We start from the raw sequence: 16,997 nt of genomic DNA on the forward strand, positions 1-16,997 counted from the left end.
CGGGTCAGGATCGGAGACGCCATGTTGCCCAGATCCGGATCGATGTCGTGAGGACGAGGCGCGGCGTCGTTTCGGGCGGGTGTGACGACGGTCATCGCTCCGTGGGACACGTTCATGCTCGCCTTTAAGACGCTGCGCGGCGCCGGATGGAGTGTCGCCGCACGGATCTCAGCGCGCGCGATCGACCTCGGCACGCTGCTCATTCTCGCGCGGGTCCTGTCACCGGCCGATTTCGGCCTGACGGCCATCGCCGCGTCCCTGGTCTCCATCGTCGAGATGATCCTCGAGATCCCGCTCGTTCAAGCCCTGTTGCGCCTGCCGAAGATCGAGAAGTCGCATCTGGATACGGCATTCACGCTGGGTCTTCTCCGAGGCGGGGTGATCGCCGTCCTGATGGTGGCTGCCGCATGGCCCGTCGCCCACATCTACGGCGATGCCCGCCTCATCGCCATCACGCTCGCGCTCTCGTCGGCCCCGATCGCGCGAAGCCTCTACAGCCCGGCCATGGTGCACCTGTTCCGCAACATCGACTTCCGGGCGTCGTTTCTGGCGGATTTTTCCGGCAAGGCGGTCGCGGCCCTGATCTCCATCGGAGCCCTCTATTTGGGGGCCGGTTATTGGGCCCTGGTCATCAATCCGGCCGCATCCGCAATCCTGCCGACCATCCTGTCCTACGTGCTGGCGCCTTACCGCCCCGGGCTCTCCCTGGAGCGATTGAGCGCCTTCTCGGCGTTCACGGGCTGGTTCACATCCTCTCAGATCCTCGCTGCCTTCAGTTGGCAGTATGATCGCATGTTCCTCGGCTACCACGTCGACAAGGCCGTGCTCGGTCGCTACGGGGTCGCGAGCGACTTCTCCGTCCTTCCGACCCAGAGCGTCATCGGCCCTGCCATGCGGCCCGTCATGGCCGCGTTCGCGACGATCGCCGATGACCGCCTCCGCTTGCAATCTGCTTTCCTGAAGGCGGCCCGACTCACGATGATCATCGCGCTCCCGGCTGGAGTGGGAATTGCATTGACCGCCGACCAGATCGTGAGCGTCGTCCTCGGCTCGCAGTGGAGTTCCGCAGCACCCTATCTGCGCTGGCTGTCGCTGGCCATCATGTTCACCGCCTATTATCAGCCGGTTTCATCTCTCTGTCTGGCCATGGACGAGCCGAATGTGATGCTCAAGATCACGCTCTACGAGTCGATCGTGAAAGTTTTGAGCATGACAATAGGTTTCTACCTCGGCGGCGTGATGGTGATGATCTACGCGCGTCTTGCCACCGCCTTGTTTCACTTCTTGATCAGCGCCTTCTATGCGCGGCGTCTCGTCGGCGCGGGTGTGGCGAGACAGATCCGCAATCTGTGGCAGATCGGCCTCTCGTGCTTGGTGATGACGGCGGCGGTTCTCGCGCTGCGGGTCGTCTTGAGCCGCGTCGATATCGGGCTCACCGGTCTTCTGACAGCCATGATCTTCAGCGGCGTGGCGGCTTACAGCCTGACCATGCTTCTGCTCGGATTTCGCCTGCGGACCTTGCGTCCCTGAGGTCAATCTCGAGCGGGCCGGGGGCGAATATCGCTGGACTCATCGGGGTCATCGGTCTGACACACAGGGCCGCGCGCCATGAAATCTTAGTGGAACCTGCGCCGACCACTCGGAAAGGCGCCGGCCGCAAGACAGACCTGGGATCGATAAATCTTGGCTAATCTGGCCGCGTCTGCTACGATTCAATATGGCTCTCGGGACTCTGTGCTTCGGATACCGTAGGGCCGGCGCGGCGCACAGATTCATACTCAAGATCTGGGTGCGGTCGAGGAGAATTTGATGCGTCTGCGTGTAGGTGCGGCGGCTTGCATTTTGCTGTTCGGCGGCCCGCTCGCGAATGCGGCCGCCGACGAGGCGGGTCGATACGTGCTCGGCCCTCAGGATCATCTGACGATCCGCGTCTATGATCTGCGTCGCAACACCGGCGAAGCGTACTCGTGGACGGCACTGAACGGTCAATTCGTCGTCGCGGCGGATGGAACAGTGTCGATGCCGCTGATCGGACAGATCAAGGCGGCGGGCGGGACGCCGATCGATCTCGCGAACGCCATCGGTGTCGCGCTGAAGCAGGTGGCCGATCTCGCGGAGAAGCCTGCGGCCTCCGTCGAGGTCGCGACCTACCGTCCATTCTACATCATCGGCGCCGTCCAGCAGCCCGGCAAGTACGAGTACCAACCTGGCTTGACCGTACTGCAGGCCGTGAGCACGGCTCAGGGCCTGATGCGAGGCACCGATCCGCGCAGCATCCAGCGCGACGCGGTCACGTCGCGCGGCGAGCTGCGAAACTTGGCCGCGGAGCGCGTCGGCTTGGCCGCCAAGCTGGCCCGTCTCGAGGCGGAGATCGGGGGCGCGGAGACGATCGCGTTCGGAGGCGATCTGAGAGGCACAGTGGACAAGACGTATGCGGAGCAGGCCGTTCGCGGTGAACAGCTCCTGTTCGACACGCGTCGGAACGCGCTGAAGGCCGAGATCAAGGCGATTGAGCAGTCGATCGCCAGCTTCCAGAATGAGATGAGCACCCTTGATAATAAATCCAAAACCCTCGACCGCCAGATCGAGCTCAGCCGCGGCGAACTCGGTCTGATCAACGATCTGGTCTCGAAGGGGCTCACGATCGCCCCGCGAAAGCTCGCCGCAGAGCAGAGTCAGGCGTCGTTCGAGAGCAGCCGGCTCGACGTGCAGGTTGCCATGCTGCGCGCTCAGCAGAGCCTCACGCGCGCCGAGCGCGATATCATCGACCTCAAAGCCCGGTTCCGCCGCGAAGCTCTGTCGGAGGCCGCAGATGTCCGTCAGAAACTCGCCTCGATCGACGAGAAGACGCGCACGGCCGAGCGGCTCACGGCCGACGCCGAGTCGCAGATGGTCGGCAACACCGATGACGCGTCCGAAACCTTGAGCGCGCGCTACGAGATCACTCGAAAGCAGGGGGTGAAGGCGGGCACATGGCTCGCCTCGGAGGAGGCCGTCGTCGAACCCGGCGACGTCGTGCGCGTGACGCTCGTGCGTCAGCCGGCCGATAAACCCGGGGAGACGCGGTCATCCCCGACGCCGCGGCACGGATCGGCGGGCGCGCCGGTGAGTCGCGGTCCGGCCGCTTCGGACGCGCCACACCGGCCGACCGACAGCGCCAATCGCTGAGCTGGCCGGTGCGTGCGCGTCGCATCGATCGGCGGGGCGATCAGGCGACGCGATCGTCCGATACAGGCCCGGCCTCGACCGTCCGACCGGTGATGCGTCGCCCGAGCGCCGCTGCCGACCCGTCGTCGATCATGCCTGGACCGGCCTGACATGAGCTTCGAACCGATAGGTGCCATCACGGTCGTCGTCGGCCTGTTCTGTCTCCTGCTCGGCCGGGAATCGGTCGTGATCGCCTTCGTGGTCTTCTGTAATCTCGGATCGGCCGCGGCTCTTCTTCTGGGCGGCGCCAACGTGCAGCCGGCGCATCTCTTCCTCGTGTTTCTGATGATTGCGACACTGTTCTATCGCAACATCTCGACACTGGTCCTGAGCTCCTTCCGCCTGCCGGAAGCGGGCTTCTGGCTTCTCTGCCTCACGCTCTACGGGGTGGCGAGCAGCTACATCCTGCCCCGGCTCTTCGCCGGCCAGACCTATATCGTGCCGCTGGGAACCTCGTCACATCTGATCACGAGCGACGGCGTCGTTCCCCTGGGCCCGGTCTCCAGCAATTTCACGCAGCCGATCTATCTCATCGGCGATCTGGTCTGTTTCAGTGTCATCACCGCTTTCGGATCCACCAAGAACGGGATCGAGACGCTCGCGAGAGCGCTCATCATCTATGTGGCCGCTAATATCTGCTTCGGCATCATCGATGTGCTGACCGCCGCGACGGGCACTCAGGAGGTCCTGCAGTTCATTCGCAACGCTCAGTACACGTTCCACGACGAGGAGAGTGTCGGCAGTATGCGGCGGATCATCGGGGCTTGGCCGGAGGCGTCGGCCTTCGCGGGGATGACGCTGGGCGGTTGCGGTTTCACCGGCATGCTCTGGCTCTGTGGCCGCAAGCCCTCGGTGACGGGACCGCTCGCCTTGATCTCGCTGCTGTTCGTGATCCTATCGACATCCTCGACCGGCCTGGTCGGCGCCGCGGTCCTGATAGCGATCCTCTACACGATCGCGCTGATGCGTTGCAGCACGCATCGGCAGGACCGTTTCAGTGCCGGACTGGTGGTGGCCGGTCCGCTGGTCCTCTGCGTCCTCGTGCTCCTGGCCCTCTCCGTCAACGGTGTGGCCGAGCGCGTCTACGATTACGTCGATACGCTTGTTCTGAGCAAAGCCGAGACAAGCTCGGGTGTTCAGCGCTCGGCCTGGAACGCCTACGCGTGGCGGAACTTCGTCGACTCGAACGGCCTGGGCGTCGGCCTCGGAACCAACCGCACGTCGAGCTTTCCTCTCGCGGTGCTGTCGAATGTCGGGATACCCGGAGCCGTGTTCTACGTGCTGTTCCTGGCTTCTGTGTTCGGATTTCGGCGCGGAGCGCCGCGCACCTACGCGAGCGATATCCGCGCCGCTGGCCGCGTCGCCTGCCTGTGCCTGCTCTCCGGCAGCATCATCGCGGGTCCGACGGTCGATCAGGGCCTGATGTTCTATATCTTTGCCGCGACCGCGTGCGCCTATCCCGTACGCGGTCCGGTCGGGGGGCGCAGTGTTTCCGCGGCCTCGATCGCGCCGGCCGCAGCCGCGATACAGGCCCGGCTCGTTGAGCCAGCTCGGCAGCTGGCTCGGAGTGGATCACTCGGCACGTCGGAGCGGGCCTGAACGCCGATTCGGCGAGCCGATGACGGGCACCGGAAGCCGCCTGTCCGCGTGCCGCTCCGGGAGAAACACTGAGGTCCGCGCCGTCGCGCCGCGATGGCCGACACCGACATGGCTCGCGGTTCTGAGGAAACACCTGGGGCTGCTGGGCAGATTCGACTCTCTTGATCCGGTGGCTCAAGGGTATGTATCGGGCTTATCATCCATTTTACTCTGCTGCCGAGCGGTCGTTGCTGCCGCTGCCGGCCGCACGGCGGCGGGCGCCGCTCGGCCCGTTCGAAACGGGTGGCGAGGGTTGTCGTTGGACCATAGGCGGTGTTTCGGCCCGCGCCATGGCATGTTTACATATTCCGGATCGTTAATGCTGGTGACGACTTGGTTCCGGTCGGTTCTTATGGTGTCGATGCGAAAACTTCGGTATGATTCGAGCTCTCGGCGGTGGTAATCACGTTCTGCCCGGGCGATCACCATGCTCCGCCATCGTCCTATCTCGTCTGACGCCATTGCCGGTGCAAAGAGAAGCATGACCGACTCTTCGAATCTCGACGGCGACGGGCGATCCGAAGATGAGATGTTCGATGCGATCATCTTAGGGGCCGGGATTACCGGCATCGTCTCAGCCTCTATATTGCACGATCTCGGGTGTCGCAGAATTGCCGTCATCGATGAATTTCCCAATCTTGGGGGAAACCATATCGACCGGGCTATCAAGGGGTATACCTTCGATGTCGGAAGCCTGATCTTTCAAGACGATTCGCCTTTGCTGAAGTATTTTCCCGAACTGCTGGAGCATTACGTTCCGATCAAGCCGACGTGGGGAAAGCTGACACCTCAGGCTTTCGTGACCTCATACCCGCTGTCGATCCGGGACGATGTTGTCCGGGCGGGCCCGTGGGGAATCGTGAGGATCGCGCTGTCGGCCGCGTTCTCGCGCGTGGCGCGGCGCAAGATCGGGAATGCGCGGGAGTTCGCCCGCTACTGGATCGGTGACTATCTGCTCAGACGGTCCGGCCTCGAGAGCTACATGAAGCGGTTCTTCGGCGTGCCGGCCGACTGGGTCGATCTGGAATTCGCCGAGAAGCGGATGCTCTGGATCAAGGAGCACGCCACGCCGCGCGTCTTGTTGCGCTATGTCCGCCGGCATCGCTCGCCGGGTCCGACCAACCGGCAGCTGGCGCGGCCCCGCGAAGGCTTCAACGCCCTCTACGAGGTGGCCGCGCGGACCCTCCGGCAGCGCGGCTCGGCCTTTCACATGGGTCAGCGGATCGTATCGATCACGCGGCGCGGGACGCAATTCGATGTCCGCACCGAGAGCGGCCGCTTCACCGCCAATCGACTCATCTCGACGATTCCCATTGCTCGGGCGCTTGCGCTCTGCGGTATCCGGGAGGATCCCGGTCTCGCGTCGGTGACGCTGATCAGCTTGTATTTCAGCTTCAGCGGGACCCGCGGCTTCGATTGTTCGGTGCTCTACAACTTCGCGCACGACGGGGCGTGGAAGCGGCTCACGATGTATTCGGATTTCTACGGTCGGGTGGAAGGGCGGGAGTATTTCGGAGTCGAGGTCATTGCCGGACATGCCGGCGACTCCGTGACGATCGCCGAGCAGGATTTTCGGGCGCACGTCGCCAAGAACGGGCTCTTCGCCGGTGATCTGGTTTGCGAGGGCAGTCAGATGGTGCCCTGTGCCTATCCCGTCTACACGGGGAAGGCCCATCAGCGGGTGTCGCGCGCGCTCTCGCAGCTCAGCGATTTCGGGATCGAGTCGTTCGGTCGGCAGGGTGGCTTCGACTACCAGCCGACGGCCCGTGTTTCGACCCTCAACGCGGCGGCCCATCTGATGCCGGCCGGCACGGCCGACGCTTAGTCGAGGCGATCCGACCAGAGGACGCGCCGCCTCGCCCTCTGAGACCGGTGCCACCCGCTCGTCGGTCGTCGCCTCGGCGGTTCAGCGCAGCCCCCGGATCCGCCCGCCGCTGTCGCGGGACCGTGTCACTGGACCAGGTAGGCGCGGCTGGACTCGCGCGGCGGGCGCGGCGCCGCGAGGCGCTCGCGCGCCAGCACCCCGTCGACGAAATGCCTGATCTCGTCCGCGAAGCGGCCGACGCCGAAGTCGGCGGCGCGGCGGACGAGGCGCTCGGGTTCCACGCCGATCAACCGGCAGCGTCGGACGGCATCGATCAGCGCGTCGACGGATTGCTCGTGGAAGAAGGTCCCGGTCACGCCGTCGATGACCGTCTCGGTGACGCCGCCCTTGCCAAACGCGACCACCGGCCGGCCGCTCGCCATGGCCTCGACGGGAACGATGCCGAAATCCTCCTCCCCGGGGAAGATCAGGGCCTGGCACCGTGCGTAGTGGTGCTTCAACACCTCGAAGGGCTGCGGACCGAGGATCTTGATGTGCGGGCCGGCCATGCTGCGCAGCTCGCGCAGCATCTCGCCGCCGCCGATCACCACGAGCGGCTGCTCCAACCGGTTGAAGGCCTGGATCGCCAGTTCCGGCCGCTTGTAGCGGACCATTTCGCCGACCATCAGATGGTAGTCACCGCGCTCGCTGTCCGGAACAGTCTCGAAAGCGGCGGTATCCACCGGCGGATGAATGACTTTGGCTTGGCGCCGATAGTAGGTCTCGATGCGCCGCGCGACCGTGTCCGAGTTGGCAATGAACTCGTGGACCCGGCCGGCCGAGACCGCGTCCCAGTTGCGCACGTAGTGGGCCACCGGCGGCATCAGCATGCGCGTGAGCAGCCCAGTCCGTTCGCGATAGTCATGGTACATGTTCCAGACGTACCGCATCGGCGAGTGACAGTAACAGATATGCAGCGCGTCCGAGGGCGGGATGATCCCCTTCGCCGGACCCGATTCGCTGCTGATGATCAGATCGTATCCCCGCAGGTCGAGCTGCTCGAGGGCCATCGGCATCAGGGGCAGATAGGATTTGTAGCGGCTGGTCGCGAACGGCAATCTGCCGATGAACGAGGTTCTGACCCGGTGTGCCCTGATGGTCGGCGACATGGATTGCGGCGCGTAGGCGTGCGTGAAGATGTCGGCTTCCGGATAGAGATCGCAGAGCGCCTCGATGACCTTCTCGCCGCCTCGCATCCCGACGAGCCAGTAATGGACGATCGCGACCCTCATCGATCGGACCCTGCTTCCACGGTCATCGCGCAGGTCGGGCCGGCGGATGTCCAATCTGCCGCTGTCAGGCAGCTGCTCCATAGGCAAGGGACCATGATTGCGATGTTCTCAGCTTGATCGGATACGGGCGCCATCAGCTGGACCAGATTGAGCCGAGCCTCGGGTGCTGCCGGCGGTGGCGGAATTCAGAAGGTCGCGATGAGTCTCACGACATCCGCTGTGCGGCGGTGGTCCGGACAGGGCGTGCCGACCGGGCGGGTATTCTCTGGATCCGCATCAGGCTCGGGTCTCCCGGCATTCGCCCGAACGGGCGGAGACCGCTCTGCGCGCCGCGCACCTCGGCACCCTGCTCTCTCTCTCTCTCGGCGCATGCGTCATAAGCCGCCCCAACCCGCACTGACTTCGGCATTGTCGCCGCTCCTGCACGTCGGATGCCGCTTAGCCATCCGCAGGATACTGAGTTCGTCCATCCGGGTCACGCCGAGGCTGCCGCCGCCATAGTGATTAGTCCGACGGCGTCGGACCACGGCCGCGCACGCGCGTCCTGCTGCGGCGCGGCAACCGATTTCCACGATCCGGTGCGCATCCCGCCCGTCGACGGCGTTCGACGTACTGTATCGTCAGCCCACCCATAGAGAGCGCCCTCTCCGTTGTCATGGCCGCGTTCGAGACGAAATTGATCTGGCGGAGCCATTCCGCGGCATCCTGGCGATCGCCGCCGCGGCCACCTTCCGGAATACCTGCGCCGGGGATTCCGGACATTGCACAGCGTTCCCCACGCGAGGACGCCCCGATCCGGATGAGGGCCGCTCGCGCGGAAAAAGCACAGAGCCGGGCGTGGCTCAGCTCTCGATCATCAACCGTTGGAATGCGCGGCATTCCTCGGCCCGGACGCACGCAGTGCACAATGATGGGTGAGCATCCGGCCGAGGTAGGTGTCTCGCGACATTGCGGGGATGGCGACGCTGAACCCGATTCGTTGCGGCGTCGCGGGACAGAGTCACGGTGCCACTTCTCTTCAGCCTGCAAGATCGAAATCTATTCTTACAATTTACAGTGAAAAATGTACTGACATATAGGGCGCGGCTAAGCTTGATACAGACGCGATGATTTGATATCGGATCGTTAACAATTGATTAATCGTTGCTGCACCCGGCGGCCCCCTGCCGTCACGAGGAGCCAAAACCATGCTGCGCGACGTCGGCCCACCGCTTCAGCCTACCTTGCGTGCACCGCAGTACAGTGTTGAGCTGGCGGACCAAGTGGGCGAGGCGGCAGAGGCGGTCGCAGAGGCCGTTCTGCCAGCGGCGCCGTTCGTGGCGCGGGGTCTGCGGCTGGGCTGGGCCGCCAAGCGCGGTCTGGACATCACCGTGGCGGCCACGGCCTTGTTTCTGCTCCTGCCGCTGCTGCTCCTGATCGCCGCGCTGGTCTATGCCGGTGATCGCAAGGCACCGATCTTCCGCCATATGCGAGTGGGACGGGACGGGCGCCGTTTCGGCTGTCTCAAGTTCCGCTCCATGGTGACGAACGGCGACGCCGTTCTGACGGCGCACTTGGCCGCAAATCCGCAAGCCCGGGCCGAATGGGCGGCCACACACAAGCTCAGCGACGATCCGCGCGTCACCGCCATCGGGTACGTGCTGCGCAAGACGTCGCTGGACGAGCTGCCGCAGCTCTGGAACGTGCTGCGCGGTGAGATGAGCTTGGTCGGTCCGCGCCCGATCGTGCCGGCCGAAGTCGCCCGCTACGGGCGGGCCTTCCCCACATGTTTCGCCGTGCCGCCGGGGGTGACCGGGCTGTGGCAGGTCTCGGGCCGCTCCGACACGACCTATGCCGAGCGCGTGGCGCTGGATCTGGACTACGCCACCCGGTGGACCTTGCACCGGGATCTCGCCATCATGCTGCGCACCGTTCCCGCGGTTCTGGCGCAGCGCGGGAGCCGATGAGACACGGGCGGCCCGCGGCGCCGCACCTCGCCGGATTGCGGCGCGCCCCGGCGCAATCGGGGTTGGGACGGCTCCGACGCCGCTGGCCCTGGCCTCGGCTCCGGCGCGGTGCGACGGCGTGACCCGAACCACTTTCCGAGGTGCGGATCGACGGGACGAACGTCGCCGGGCGGCTATTCGCGCCGCGTCGCGACGTGGACGATATCACGGACCTCGGGGTGCGCGAGACCATCACCCGGCAGCGCCGGAGACGGCCACGCGGCGCGCGGAGCCTGAGACTCGGGTCTTGGCCTCGACGAGACCGGTCGACAGCTTGCTCGTTCGTCGGATCGAGCCGCGGAGAATCCAGCGATGGTCAACCATGAACCGTGCCGGCACGAGGATCCGATCTGGTATGATCGGATCGAGGTGGACGAGCCGCCCGGCTTGATCCTCGATCTGTTGGCGCACGTGTTCGTGGCGATCATGGCCGGGATCGGTGCGGCAAGAACGCTGTACTGGCTGCCAACGCAGCTGTGGTGTCGGGCTTCGCGCTGGGTCCTGCACCGTCGGGCCGCCGCGGCGAAGCGTTTCTGAGGCGAGCGCAACATCGGCCCGGCCGAGCCTTCGCCGGGCTCAAGCGGCCCATCCCGGGATTTCACAAACCCGGGCCCGTCGCCGCGGCTGCCCACCGTCGAAGCACCGGATCGCGGCGGGGACAGATCGGCACTGCGTCGATGATCGCCGTTGACGAGCCAAACCTCAGCCGGAGGCGCGATCGCAACGGAGTCGCCGACGTTCGATCCCTTCGGCACCTCTGCTGTGCAGGCGGTGCCCTGCGGGCGTTCGGGCGCAGCGATGAGTCGTGGATCGCACGGATCGGAGCGCGCGATGACCCGCGGTGGCTGCGCGATTTTCGGCGGATTTGATCTGAGTGTTCGTTCGACCTTGGTCGCCAGAACGACTAAGCTTCCTGCGGACGGAAGATCTCTGAAATGTCCGGACTGAGGCTTCGGGTCTGGTGCGTCATCGTGCTGAAATTGACAATATTCACATTTTGATATATGTTTTGTTGGTATGTAAAGTCGGCGAAGCGTGGGGACTCATCGGTCGGGTCTAATGTATTCGCCTGTGTGGGATGGCGAGTGCTGGTATGAGGCTTTGGGAGACGGGAGTTGGCGTTCGACGCTGGCACTTTGGCCTGCCTCTGCGCACGCGCAGAATGACCGCCAGAGAGCGCTCTTCTTCGATCAGTGTTTGCCAAACGTGTGGTGCAAAGGTGGAGCATTCTGGAATTTATTGTGTTCCCTGTGCAATAAACTATGCCGACGACGATGTGGCGTATTTCGATCGCTGGGTGTTGATATTTATCTGGATCGCTGCGGGTGTGGTTCTGTCTGGTGCTGTTTATTATGTATTGAGATTTTTCAATGTGGGATTTTAGCGATGCATCACTGTCCGCTCCTGCCCAGCCTTCGCTTCATCGGCGCGGTCGGCTCTCAGCGGGCGTGAAGCGCGCACCGATCGACGCGGGACGTCGGCGACGCCATCCGTCCGAACGCGCGCGGATCACGGCGCCGCAGCCGGAAGGAGTGGGGGTTAAAGCACCGTCGCGGCGAAGTCCGCGGGCGCCGCAGGTCCAGGCAAGTGCTTGCGCCGACGAACTTGGCGGCTGGAACTCGCGTCTCGGTCCGAGATCTGGAAGTTATCGATCAGTGATCGAGACGGTGCCCGATTTCCAGTATGGGCAAGTGCGTTCGTTGATGCCTCGGGGCCCGTCCCGTATAGGCTCTCGTCGAGATTGGAGCGTGTTGGCACGCGATTAGGTACGGGCCGGCGCCCGTGCGTTGGATCTACGGACCATCCGGCCCGATATTCCGGTGGATGGCATGTCGATGTACCTCTATCGAGTGATGGGTACTGATCATCGCTAGGTAAAATGGCCGTGGGCTTCGTTGTTCAGAGTGCGGCCGCGGCTCGCGATATCTGCGATACGATCGCGTCGGGTCTGGTCAGGTGACGGGTTGAGGGTGAGGGCAGGATGCTCGGCTTGATTTCGACTGCGGCGCTCTCAGGAGCGCTGGCGCTTGTCTTCAGCATGTCCGCCTCGGCCGCCTCCGATATCACGGTCGCTGCCATCGCCACTGGCCGGCTCTATGTCGTCGGTACAACCGACCGCCCCCACACGGCGGTGGTCTTGGATGACCGGTTCCGAACCGAGTCCGACGCGAGCAGGAGGTTCCAGTACGAGTTGGTGTATCACCCCGCCAGTTGCGTGGTTTCCGCCGCGATCGATGGGACGATACACGAGGCGGTCGTCGGCAATTGTGGACAGCAGGTGATGCCCGGCACCTGGCTGGATCCGAAGCCCGCCATGACGAGGCCGGCTCCTCTGGACCGGGTCCTCTCGCCGAAGGCCGAGTTGCCCTCCACTCTGTTCTGCCCCTCGGTTCAGACCGAGCGATCGCAAGATCCCACGCGCATCGAGCTCGCTGACCGTACGCCGCCGGTGTTCACCGTCGTGACAGGGATGGACTTCTCGCCGCGCTACTGACGCCTCGCCGCAGGTCGGAGAGAGGCGCAGAGGGCCGGGGCGATGGCTGCAGCGCAGGCGCCCTCGTCGCCGGTGAAGGCGCGATCGTCGGTGACGACCGCGGACCGGTTTCTGGGTGGCGTCGGCTGAGAGAGTTCTCTGCGAGAGGGATCGCCGCTTCGCGTGATGGGGGCGTTGAGGGCAGGTCAAGGCGGCGGGTGAGAGCGCGCCAGACGCTTCCTGATCGTGATCGAGACTTCGCCGTCCACCGCCCCGGCCGCGTCGGAGGGCGACGCTAGCATCCAGAGCATACGCTCTTCGAAGCGTCCCGGCCGCCCTTCAGGAGCGCTGCCATAGCCGCTTCGCGATTGTACTCCGACATGATCCGCTTCGTGGCGAGCTCTCGGTCGAAACCGGGGATGTTGTCTTTCCGTGTGGCTGAGGTCTCTCCGACGTCGACACCGTTCGCCATCCGGGACAGGCCGGAATAGATCGGCGGCTTCGTCAGATTCTCCGGATGGAGACTCTTCCAGCTCATGCGGTTGCGCATCGAGGAATCGAGCACCGCCAGAGGATTCACGCCGCGCTGGCCGATCTCCGCATCCCTGAGCTTCAGCGTGCCGGGAATGATGACGGGCGGTGGACCGATATCGGCATCAGCACGCGGCGCGGCGGCGTCCACGAGCGGTCCCGTCGACGCGGCTGCGGCGGGTGTCGCTGTGAGGGGCGGCAAGGCGCTGTAGGCGGTCGGCATCGGCGGCGCATGCGAGCACGCGCTCGATGTCAGCACCACCGCGAGCGTTCCGATACGTCTGAAAGCCATGGCCGCCCTCGCGCTGCGCCCGGCCATTCTAGCCAAGCTCGGACCCGGCATACCAGTGTTGGCACGCCCGAGTCCAACCCTTATAAACTGCTCATGGCAGTACCCATGGTCTGAAATAGCCGAAAGTAGTACGAATTTCGGCAACCGTTCTTGGCGGAACCAGTCTTGAGGTGGGTCGGTTCGCGGCGACGGATTCTGGCGTAATTTCCCGCTGCGATTGTCATCGTTAAAGTCGTTGTAAAGTAATGCTATGAAAATTTCTCTCGCTTGAATTCTGAAATTGCGAGATCGTGTGGAAGTAATATTGAGTGACTTCGTTGTACCGAGCAGGCACGCCTGGGAGGCTCCGCGCGGACGATGTCATGCCCTGCCAGAACAGATGGGGTGATTGGGGTCACGCTGCGGTTCCGCTGAAGGCGGCTGCTCCTATCGAGATGTGAGAGCGTGGTCGATGTCGGATCGCCACAGCATCAGGAAGGAGCAGCCATGACGCACTTTGCCGGACTCGACGTCTCCCTGGAAGAGACCGCGATCTGCGTGGTCGATGAGACGGGACGGCTCATCAAGGAACTGCGAGCCGCCAGCGAGCCGCTCGCCCTCATCGCTGCCCTGACGGGGCTCGGCCTTCCCCTGGAGCGCATCGGCCTGGAGGCGTGCTCGCTGACGGCGTGGCTGCACGACGAGCTTCGGGCGGCGGGTCTACCGGCGGTCTGCATCGAGACGCGGCTCGCCAACGCGGCGATGAAGACGATGCCCAACAAGACCGACCGCAACGATGCCCGCGCGCTTGCTCAGATCATGCGCACGGGCTGGTACCGGCAGGTTCACGTCAAGTCGCGTCAGTCCCGGCTCTGGCGTTCGCTGCTGGTGGCGCGGCGGACCGTGCTCAACGAGATGCGAGCCATCGAGAATGTGGTGCGGGGGATCCTACGCGAGGGCGGGATCAAGCTCGGCACCCCGGCCCGCGCGGCCTTTGCCGAGCGGGTGCGCGAGATGGCGGGCGACGATCCCCTGATCCTACCGCTCGTCACGCCCTTGCTGGCGATCCTGGCCACGATGCTGGAGCAACTCGATCGGCTGACCCGGCAGGTCCTCGCCATCGTGCGCGGCGAGATGGTCTGCCGGCGGCTGATGAGTGTACCGGGCGTCGGCCCGATCACCGCGCTGGCCTTCCGCGCCACCATCGATCAGCCGGAGCGGTTCCGGCATTCCCGGAACGTCGGGGCGCATCTCGGCCTGACACCGTCTCGCTACCAGTCGGGCGAGACCGACATCCAGGGCAAGGTCAGCCGCTGCGGCGACGAACTAGCGCGTACCGCGCTCTACGAAGCGGCCCATTCCCTGCTGACGCGCTCGCGCAAATGGTCGAGCCTGCGCGCCTGGGGGATGCAGGTCGCCAAACATCGTGGCATGGCGCGGGCCCGCGTGGCGGTTGCGCGCAAGCTCGCCGTCATCCTCCATCGGATGTGGAGCGACGGGACCGAGTTCCGCTTTGGCAAGGAGCCGGCAGCGGCCGTCGCAGCCGCCTGATCGAGATACGCCTGCTGAAGTGAACTGGACGACGGCAGGCCAGACTTCACCCGCGAGGGTGACCCGGATCGTTCCCGTGGGGACGATGGGTGAGGCGATCTCGTTGAGAGTCCCGAACCGGTCCGCGTCAGCAGACCAGGTCGTGAAACAGATTGAGACGCCTCGCTCTCCTGACCCCATCATGCGGCGGCCTCGCGCCGACCGCGAAGAGAAGCGCGTGACCCGCGGGAGCGATACAGCCGGAACCAGAAAACATCGATCAGGAGAAACTTGCCTCACGAACCCCAATCAGAGAGGGCTCTCAGATGGTGGGCCGGTCCAGTTCTGGCCGGATCGGGCGGCTCGCCATCGAAACACATCCGCCCACTGGCCTCGCCGGACACGGGATCAGGACAGTCCGACGGTGCACAGGACATGGGCTAGGATACGAGATGCGGTCTGTTGAAACGGACGACGCGCCGCACACAGCGGGAGGACCCGGTCGGCGAGCGCATCATCGGGCGTTGTTCGTCCTGTCGAGATCTCGGAGCGAGCCGAGCCGTCTCGACCGAGGACCCCGAAGGTTCCTCGCGCGGGCGCATTGGCTGGCTGCCCGCCAGGCGCGAGCGATCGCCCGGGCGGCCCCTCTTGCGGGCCGGCCTTCACGCGAAAGCGCCGCGATCAGGACTGCCCTGTGCGGAGCGCCGCTGCCCCGTGCGGGAACACCCCGTTCGGATTCGCGCATCGTCGGTGACGAAGGGCCGGAGCCTGGAAAGGCCGGTTCCTAGCGGAGCCTGGGGAGCAGAGCGTCCGGGTCAGCGCAGATGAAGTTCGGGTTACCCGCGTTGCGCCGCCGCACGAAGTGCCGCTCGATCCAGTGCCAGCTCAGGATCCCGAAGCAGAACGCGATCGGTATGGTCAAAACGATCAACAGAAGTGGCGTGATCCCTGGAATCTTCTGAATGAGGAGATTCTGCGTCGGCCACGCGTAGAGGTACAGACCATAGCTCGGATCCGTGCGGTCGACCCACTGGCTCAGGCGATTGGCAGGCGTTGCCAGCGCATACCAGAAGATCAGGTAGCCGCCGAAGATCGCGAAGGCCGGCTCTGCCAGAGGAGGGACAAACAGGAGGCCCGTACAGGAAATCAGCGCCAGTAGAGCTCCGCGCCCCGTCAGAGGGATGACGTCCCGCCAGAGGTAGAACGCAGATCCGATGAGGAAGATGAAGGTCAACCGGATCGTTGCGCTCGAGCTGCCGAAGATGGGGCTTCCGTGCGGTATGTCTGGCACCGCGTGACGGAAGCCGTAGAGGATGCCGAGCCCGACGATGATCGCGAGGCAGTAACGCCGTCCGGCGAGCGTCGAGAGGGCGCCGATACCGATCGCGAGCACGTAACAGCGGAACTCGTACGAGATGGTCCACATCGACCCGTTGAGGTCCGGATGCGGCAGGCCGGCAAACGCGCCTGGGACGACAGGCAGACCGAGAATGAAGAGCTTCGTGACACTTTTGACGACCGGAATGTCGCTCAGTGATCCGCCCGACAGGCTTCCAAAGAGCAGTATCGATACAATGAACGCGGCAATGAATCCGGGATAGATGCGCGCGATGCGCCGGGACAGATAACTCTTCAACGATCGTGAGGACTGGAGGCTCTTCGTGATGAGGTAGCCGCTGATCAGGAAGAAGCCGTCAACGGCCAAGTCTCCCGAGAAGAAGCTGCCGGTGATCCGTACCAGGAAGTCGCGCGCGCGATCGCCGTCGATCAGTTCCGGCGCGTGTCCGATAATGACCAACAGAGCGAGTGCGATCCGAAGAGAGCCGAAATTATTCCTGCGGGCGCCTCTCTCAACACGCGGGGCAAGGGTACTCATGAGAGAGGGAGTCCACACTTCGGTCCGCCGGTGTTCGATCGTGTCACGCGGCACAGGGAACGATCCGATCGTCTCGGCGAATTCGGGCAGCAGGGACGTTCGCCGGATTCCCTACCGCGAACAGTCACCTTTTTGGGCGTTTCCGCGCCTATAGGGCCACAATTTGCATTATGTTTGGGCTTTGCGGCCGTCTCGTGTCGGCGACGCGTCCGGCTCGATCCGCTGGACCTTGAGCGGGTTGGCACGGAAGCAGGCTGAAGCCCCGGATCGACCGGCATCGCCGAGGTTCAGGCAGGGAGTCCTGTCGCTGCACCGGGAGAGTCGGACGGCTCTGCAGAGCGGCTGGGCGTCGGTCTCGGGCCTTCAAACCTGCAGCGTGAGCGAGCCGCC

General features: G+C 64.5%; 11 protein-coding genes. 8 read left to right on the forward strand and 3 right to left on the reverse strand.

Annotated features, from left to right (window positions below; all coding sequences use genetic code 11):
• Positions 1 to 114: 114 nt before the first annotated feature.
• The 4 genes from J3A75_RS29750 to J3A75_RS29765 all read left to right on the forward strand — a co-directional run bounded on the left by J3A75_RS29750 (position 115) and on the right by J3A75_RS29765 (position 6,670).
• Positions 115 to 1,530: a lipopolysaccharide biosynthesis protein gene (locus tag J3A75_RS29750; protein ID WP_063110079.1), complete on the forward strand. Its 1,416-nt coding sequence runs from the start codon at positions 115 to 117 to the stop codon at positions 1,528 to 1,530.
• Positions 1,531 to 1,809: 279 nt separating this feature from the next.
• Complete coding sequence (locus J3A75_RS29755; protein ID WP_012321474.1) at positions 1,810 to 3,168, forward strand: polysaccharide biosynthesis/export family protein; 1,359 nt, start codon at positions 1,810 to 1,812, stop codon at positions 3,166 to 3,168.
• Positions 3,169 to 3,318: 150 nt separating this feature from the next.
• The gene (locus J3A75_RS29760) at positions 3,319 to 4,806 is read left to right on the forward strand and encodes a hypothetical protein (RefSeq protein WP_012321475.1); all 1,488 of its coding nucleotides are present in this window, start codon (positions 3,319 to 3,321) and stop codon (positions 4,804 to 4,806) included.
• Between the two features lie 520 nt (positions 4,807 to 5,326).
• Positions 5,327 to 6,670 carry an FAD-dependent oxidoreductase gene (locus J3A75_RS29765; RefSeq protein ID WP_029360244.1) on the forward strand — a complete coding sequence of 448 codons (1,344 nt, stop codon included), beginning with the start codon at positions 5,327 to 5,329 and terminating at the stop codon, positions 6,668 to 6,670.
• 125 nt (positions 6,671 to 6,795) lie between these two features.
• On the opposite strand, the gene J3A75_RS29770 is transcribed toward J3A75_RS29765, so the two are convergent.
• Complete coding sequence (locus J3A75_RS29770; RefSeq protein ID WP_024828730.1) at positions 6,796 to 7,941, reverse strand: glycosyltransferase; 1,146 nt, start codon at positions 7,939 to 7,941, stop codon at positions 6,796 to 6,798.
• 1,187 nt (positions 7,942 to 9,128) lie between these two features.
• On the opposite strand from J3A75_RS29770, the gene J3A75_RS29775 reads away from it, so the two are divergent.
• From J3A75_RS29775 to J3A75_RS29785, 3 genes are all read left to right on the forward strand, one after another.
• Entirely contained in the window at positions 9,129 to 9,887 is a 759-nt protein-coding gene (locus J3A75_RS29775) for a sugar transferase (protein ID WP_012321478.1), read from the forward strand.
• Between the two features lie 351 nt (positions 9,888 to 10,238).
• Positions 10,239 to 10,463, forward strand: a complete 225-nt coding sequence (locus J3A75_RS29780) for a hypothetical protein (RefSeq protein ID WP_012321479.1) — start codon at positions 10,239 to 10,241, stop codon at positions 10,461 to 10,463.
• Between the two features lie 1,444 nt (positions 10,464 to 11,907).
• Positions 11,908 to 12,420, forward strand: coding sequence for a hypothetical protein (locus tag J3A75_RS29785; RefSeq protein WP_012321480.1), 513 nt, complete (start codon positions 11,908 to 11,910; stop codon positions 12,418 to 12,420).
• A 274-nt stretch (positions 12,421 to 12,694) separates the two neighbouring features.
• On the opposite strand, the gene J3A75_RS29790 is transcribed toward J3A75_RS29785, so the two are convergent.
• Positions 12,695 to 13,222 (reverse strand): hypothetical protein, encoded by a 528-nt coding sequence (locus J3A75_RS29790; RefSeq protein WP_071000744.1) that lies wholly within the window; start codon positions 13,220 to 13,222, stop codon positions 12,695 to 12,697.
• Positions 13,223 to 13,708: 486 nt separating this feature from the next.
• On the opposite strand from J3A75_RS29790, the gene J3A75_RS29795 reads away from it, so the two are divergent.
• Entirely contained in the window at positions 13,709 to 14,752 is a 1,044-nt protein-coding gene (locus tag J3A75_RS29795; RefSeq protein WP_209650854.1) for an IS110 family transposase, read from the forward strand.
• A gap of 763 nt (positions 14,753 to 15,515) precedes the next feature.
• Here J3A75_RS29795 and J3A75_RS29800 read toward each other — a convergent pair.
• Positions 15,516 to 16,607 carry an acyltransferase family protein gene (locus J3A75_RS29800; protein WP_159392772.1) on the reverse strand — a complete coding sequence of 364 codons (1,092 nt, stop codon included), beginning with the start codon at positions 16,605 to 16,607 and terminating at the stop codon, positions 15,516 to 15,518.
• Between the last annotated feature and the right edge of the window lie 390 nt (positions 16,608 to 16,997).

The sequence above is a fragment of the Methylobacterium sp. PvP105 genome, from assembly GCF_017876975.1.
Classification (GTDB): Bacteria; Pseudomonadota; Alphaproteobacteria; order Rhizobiales; family Beijerinckiaceae; genus Methylobacterium; species Methylobacterium radiotolerans.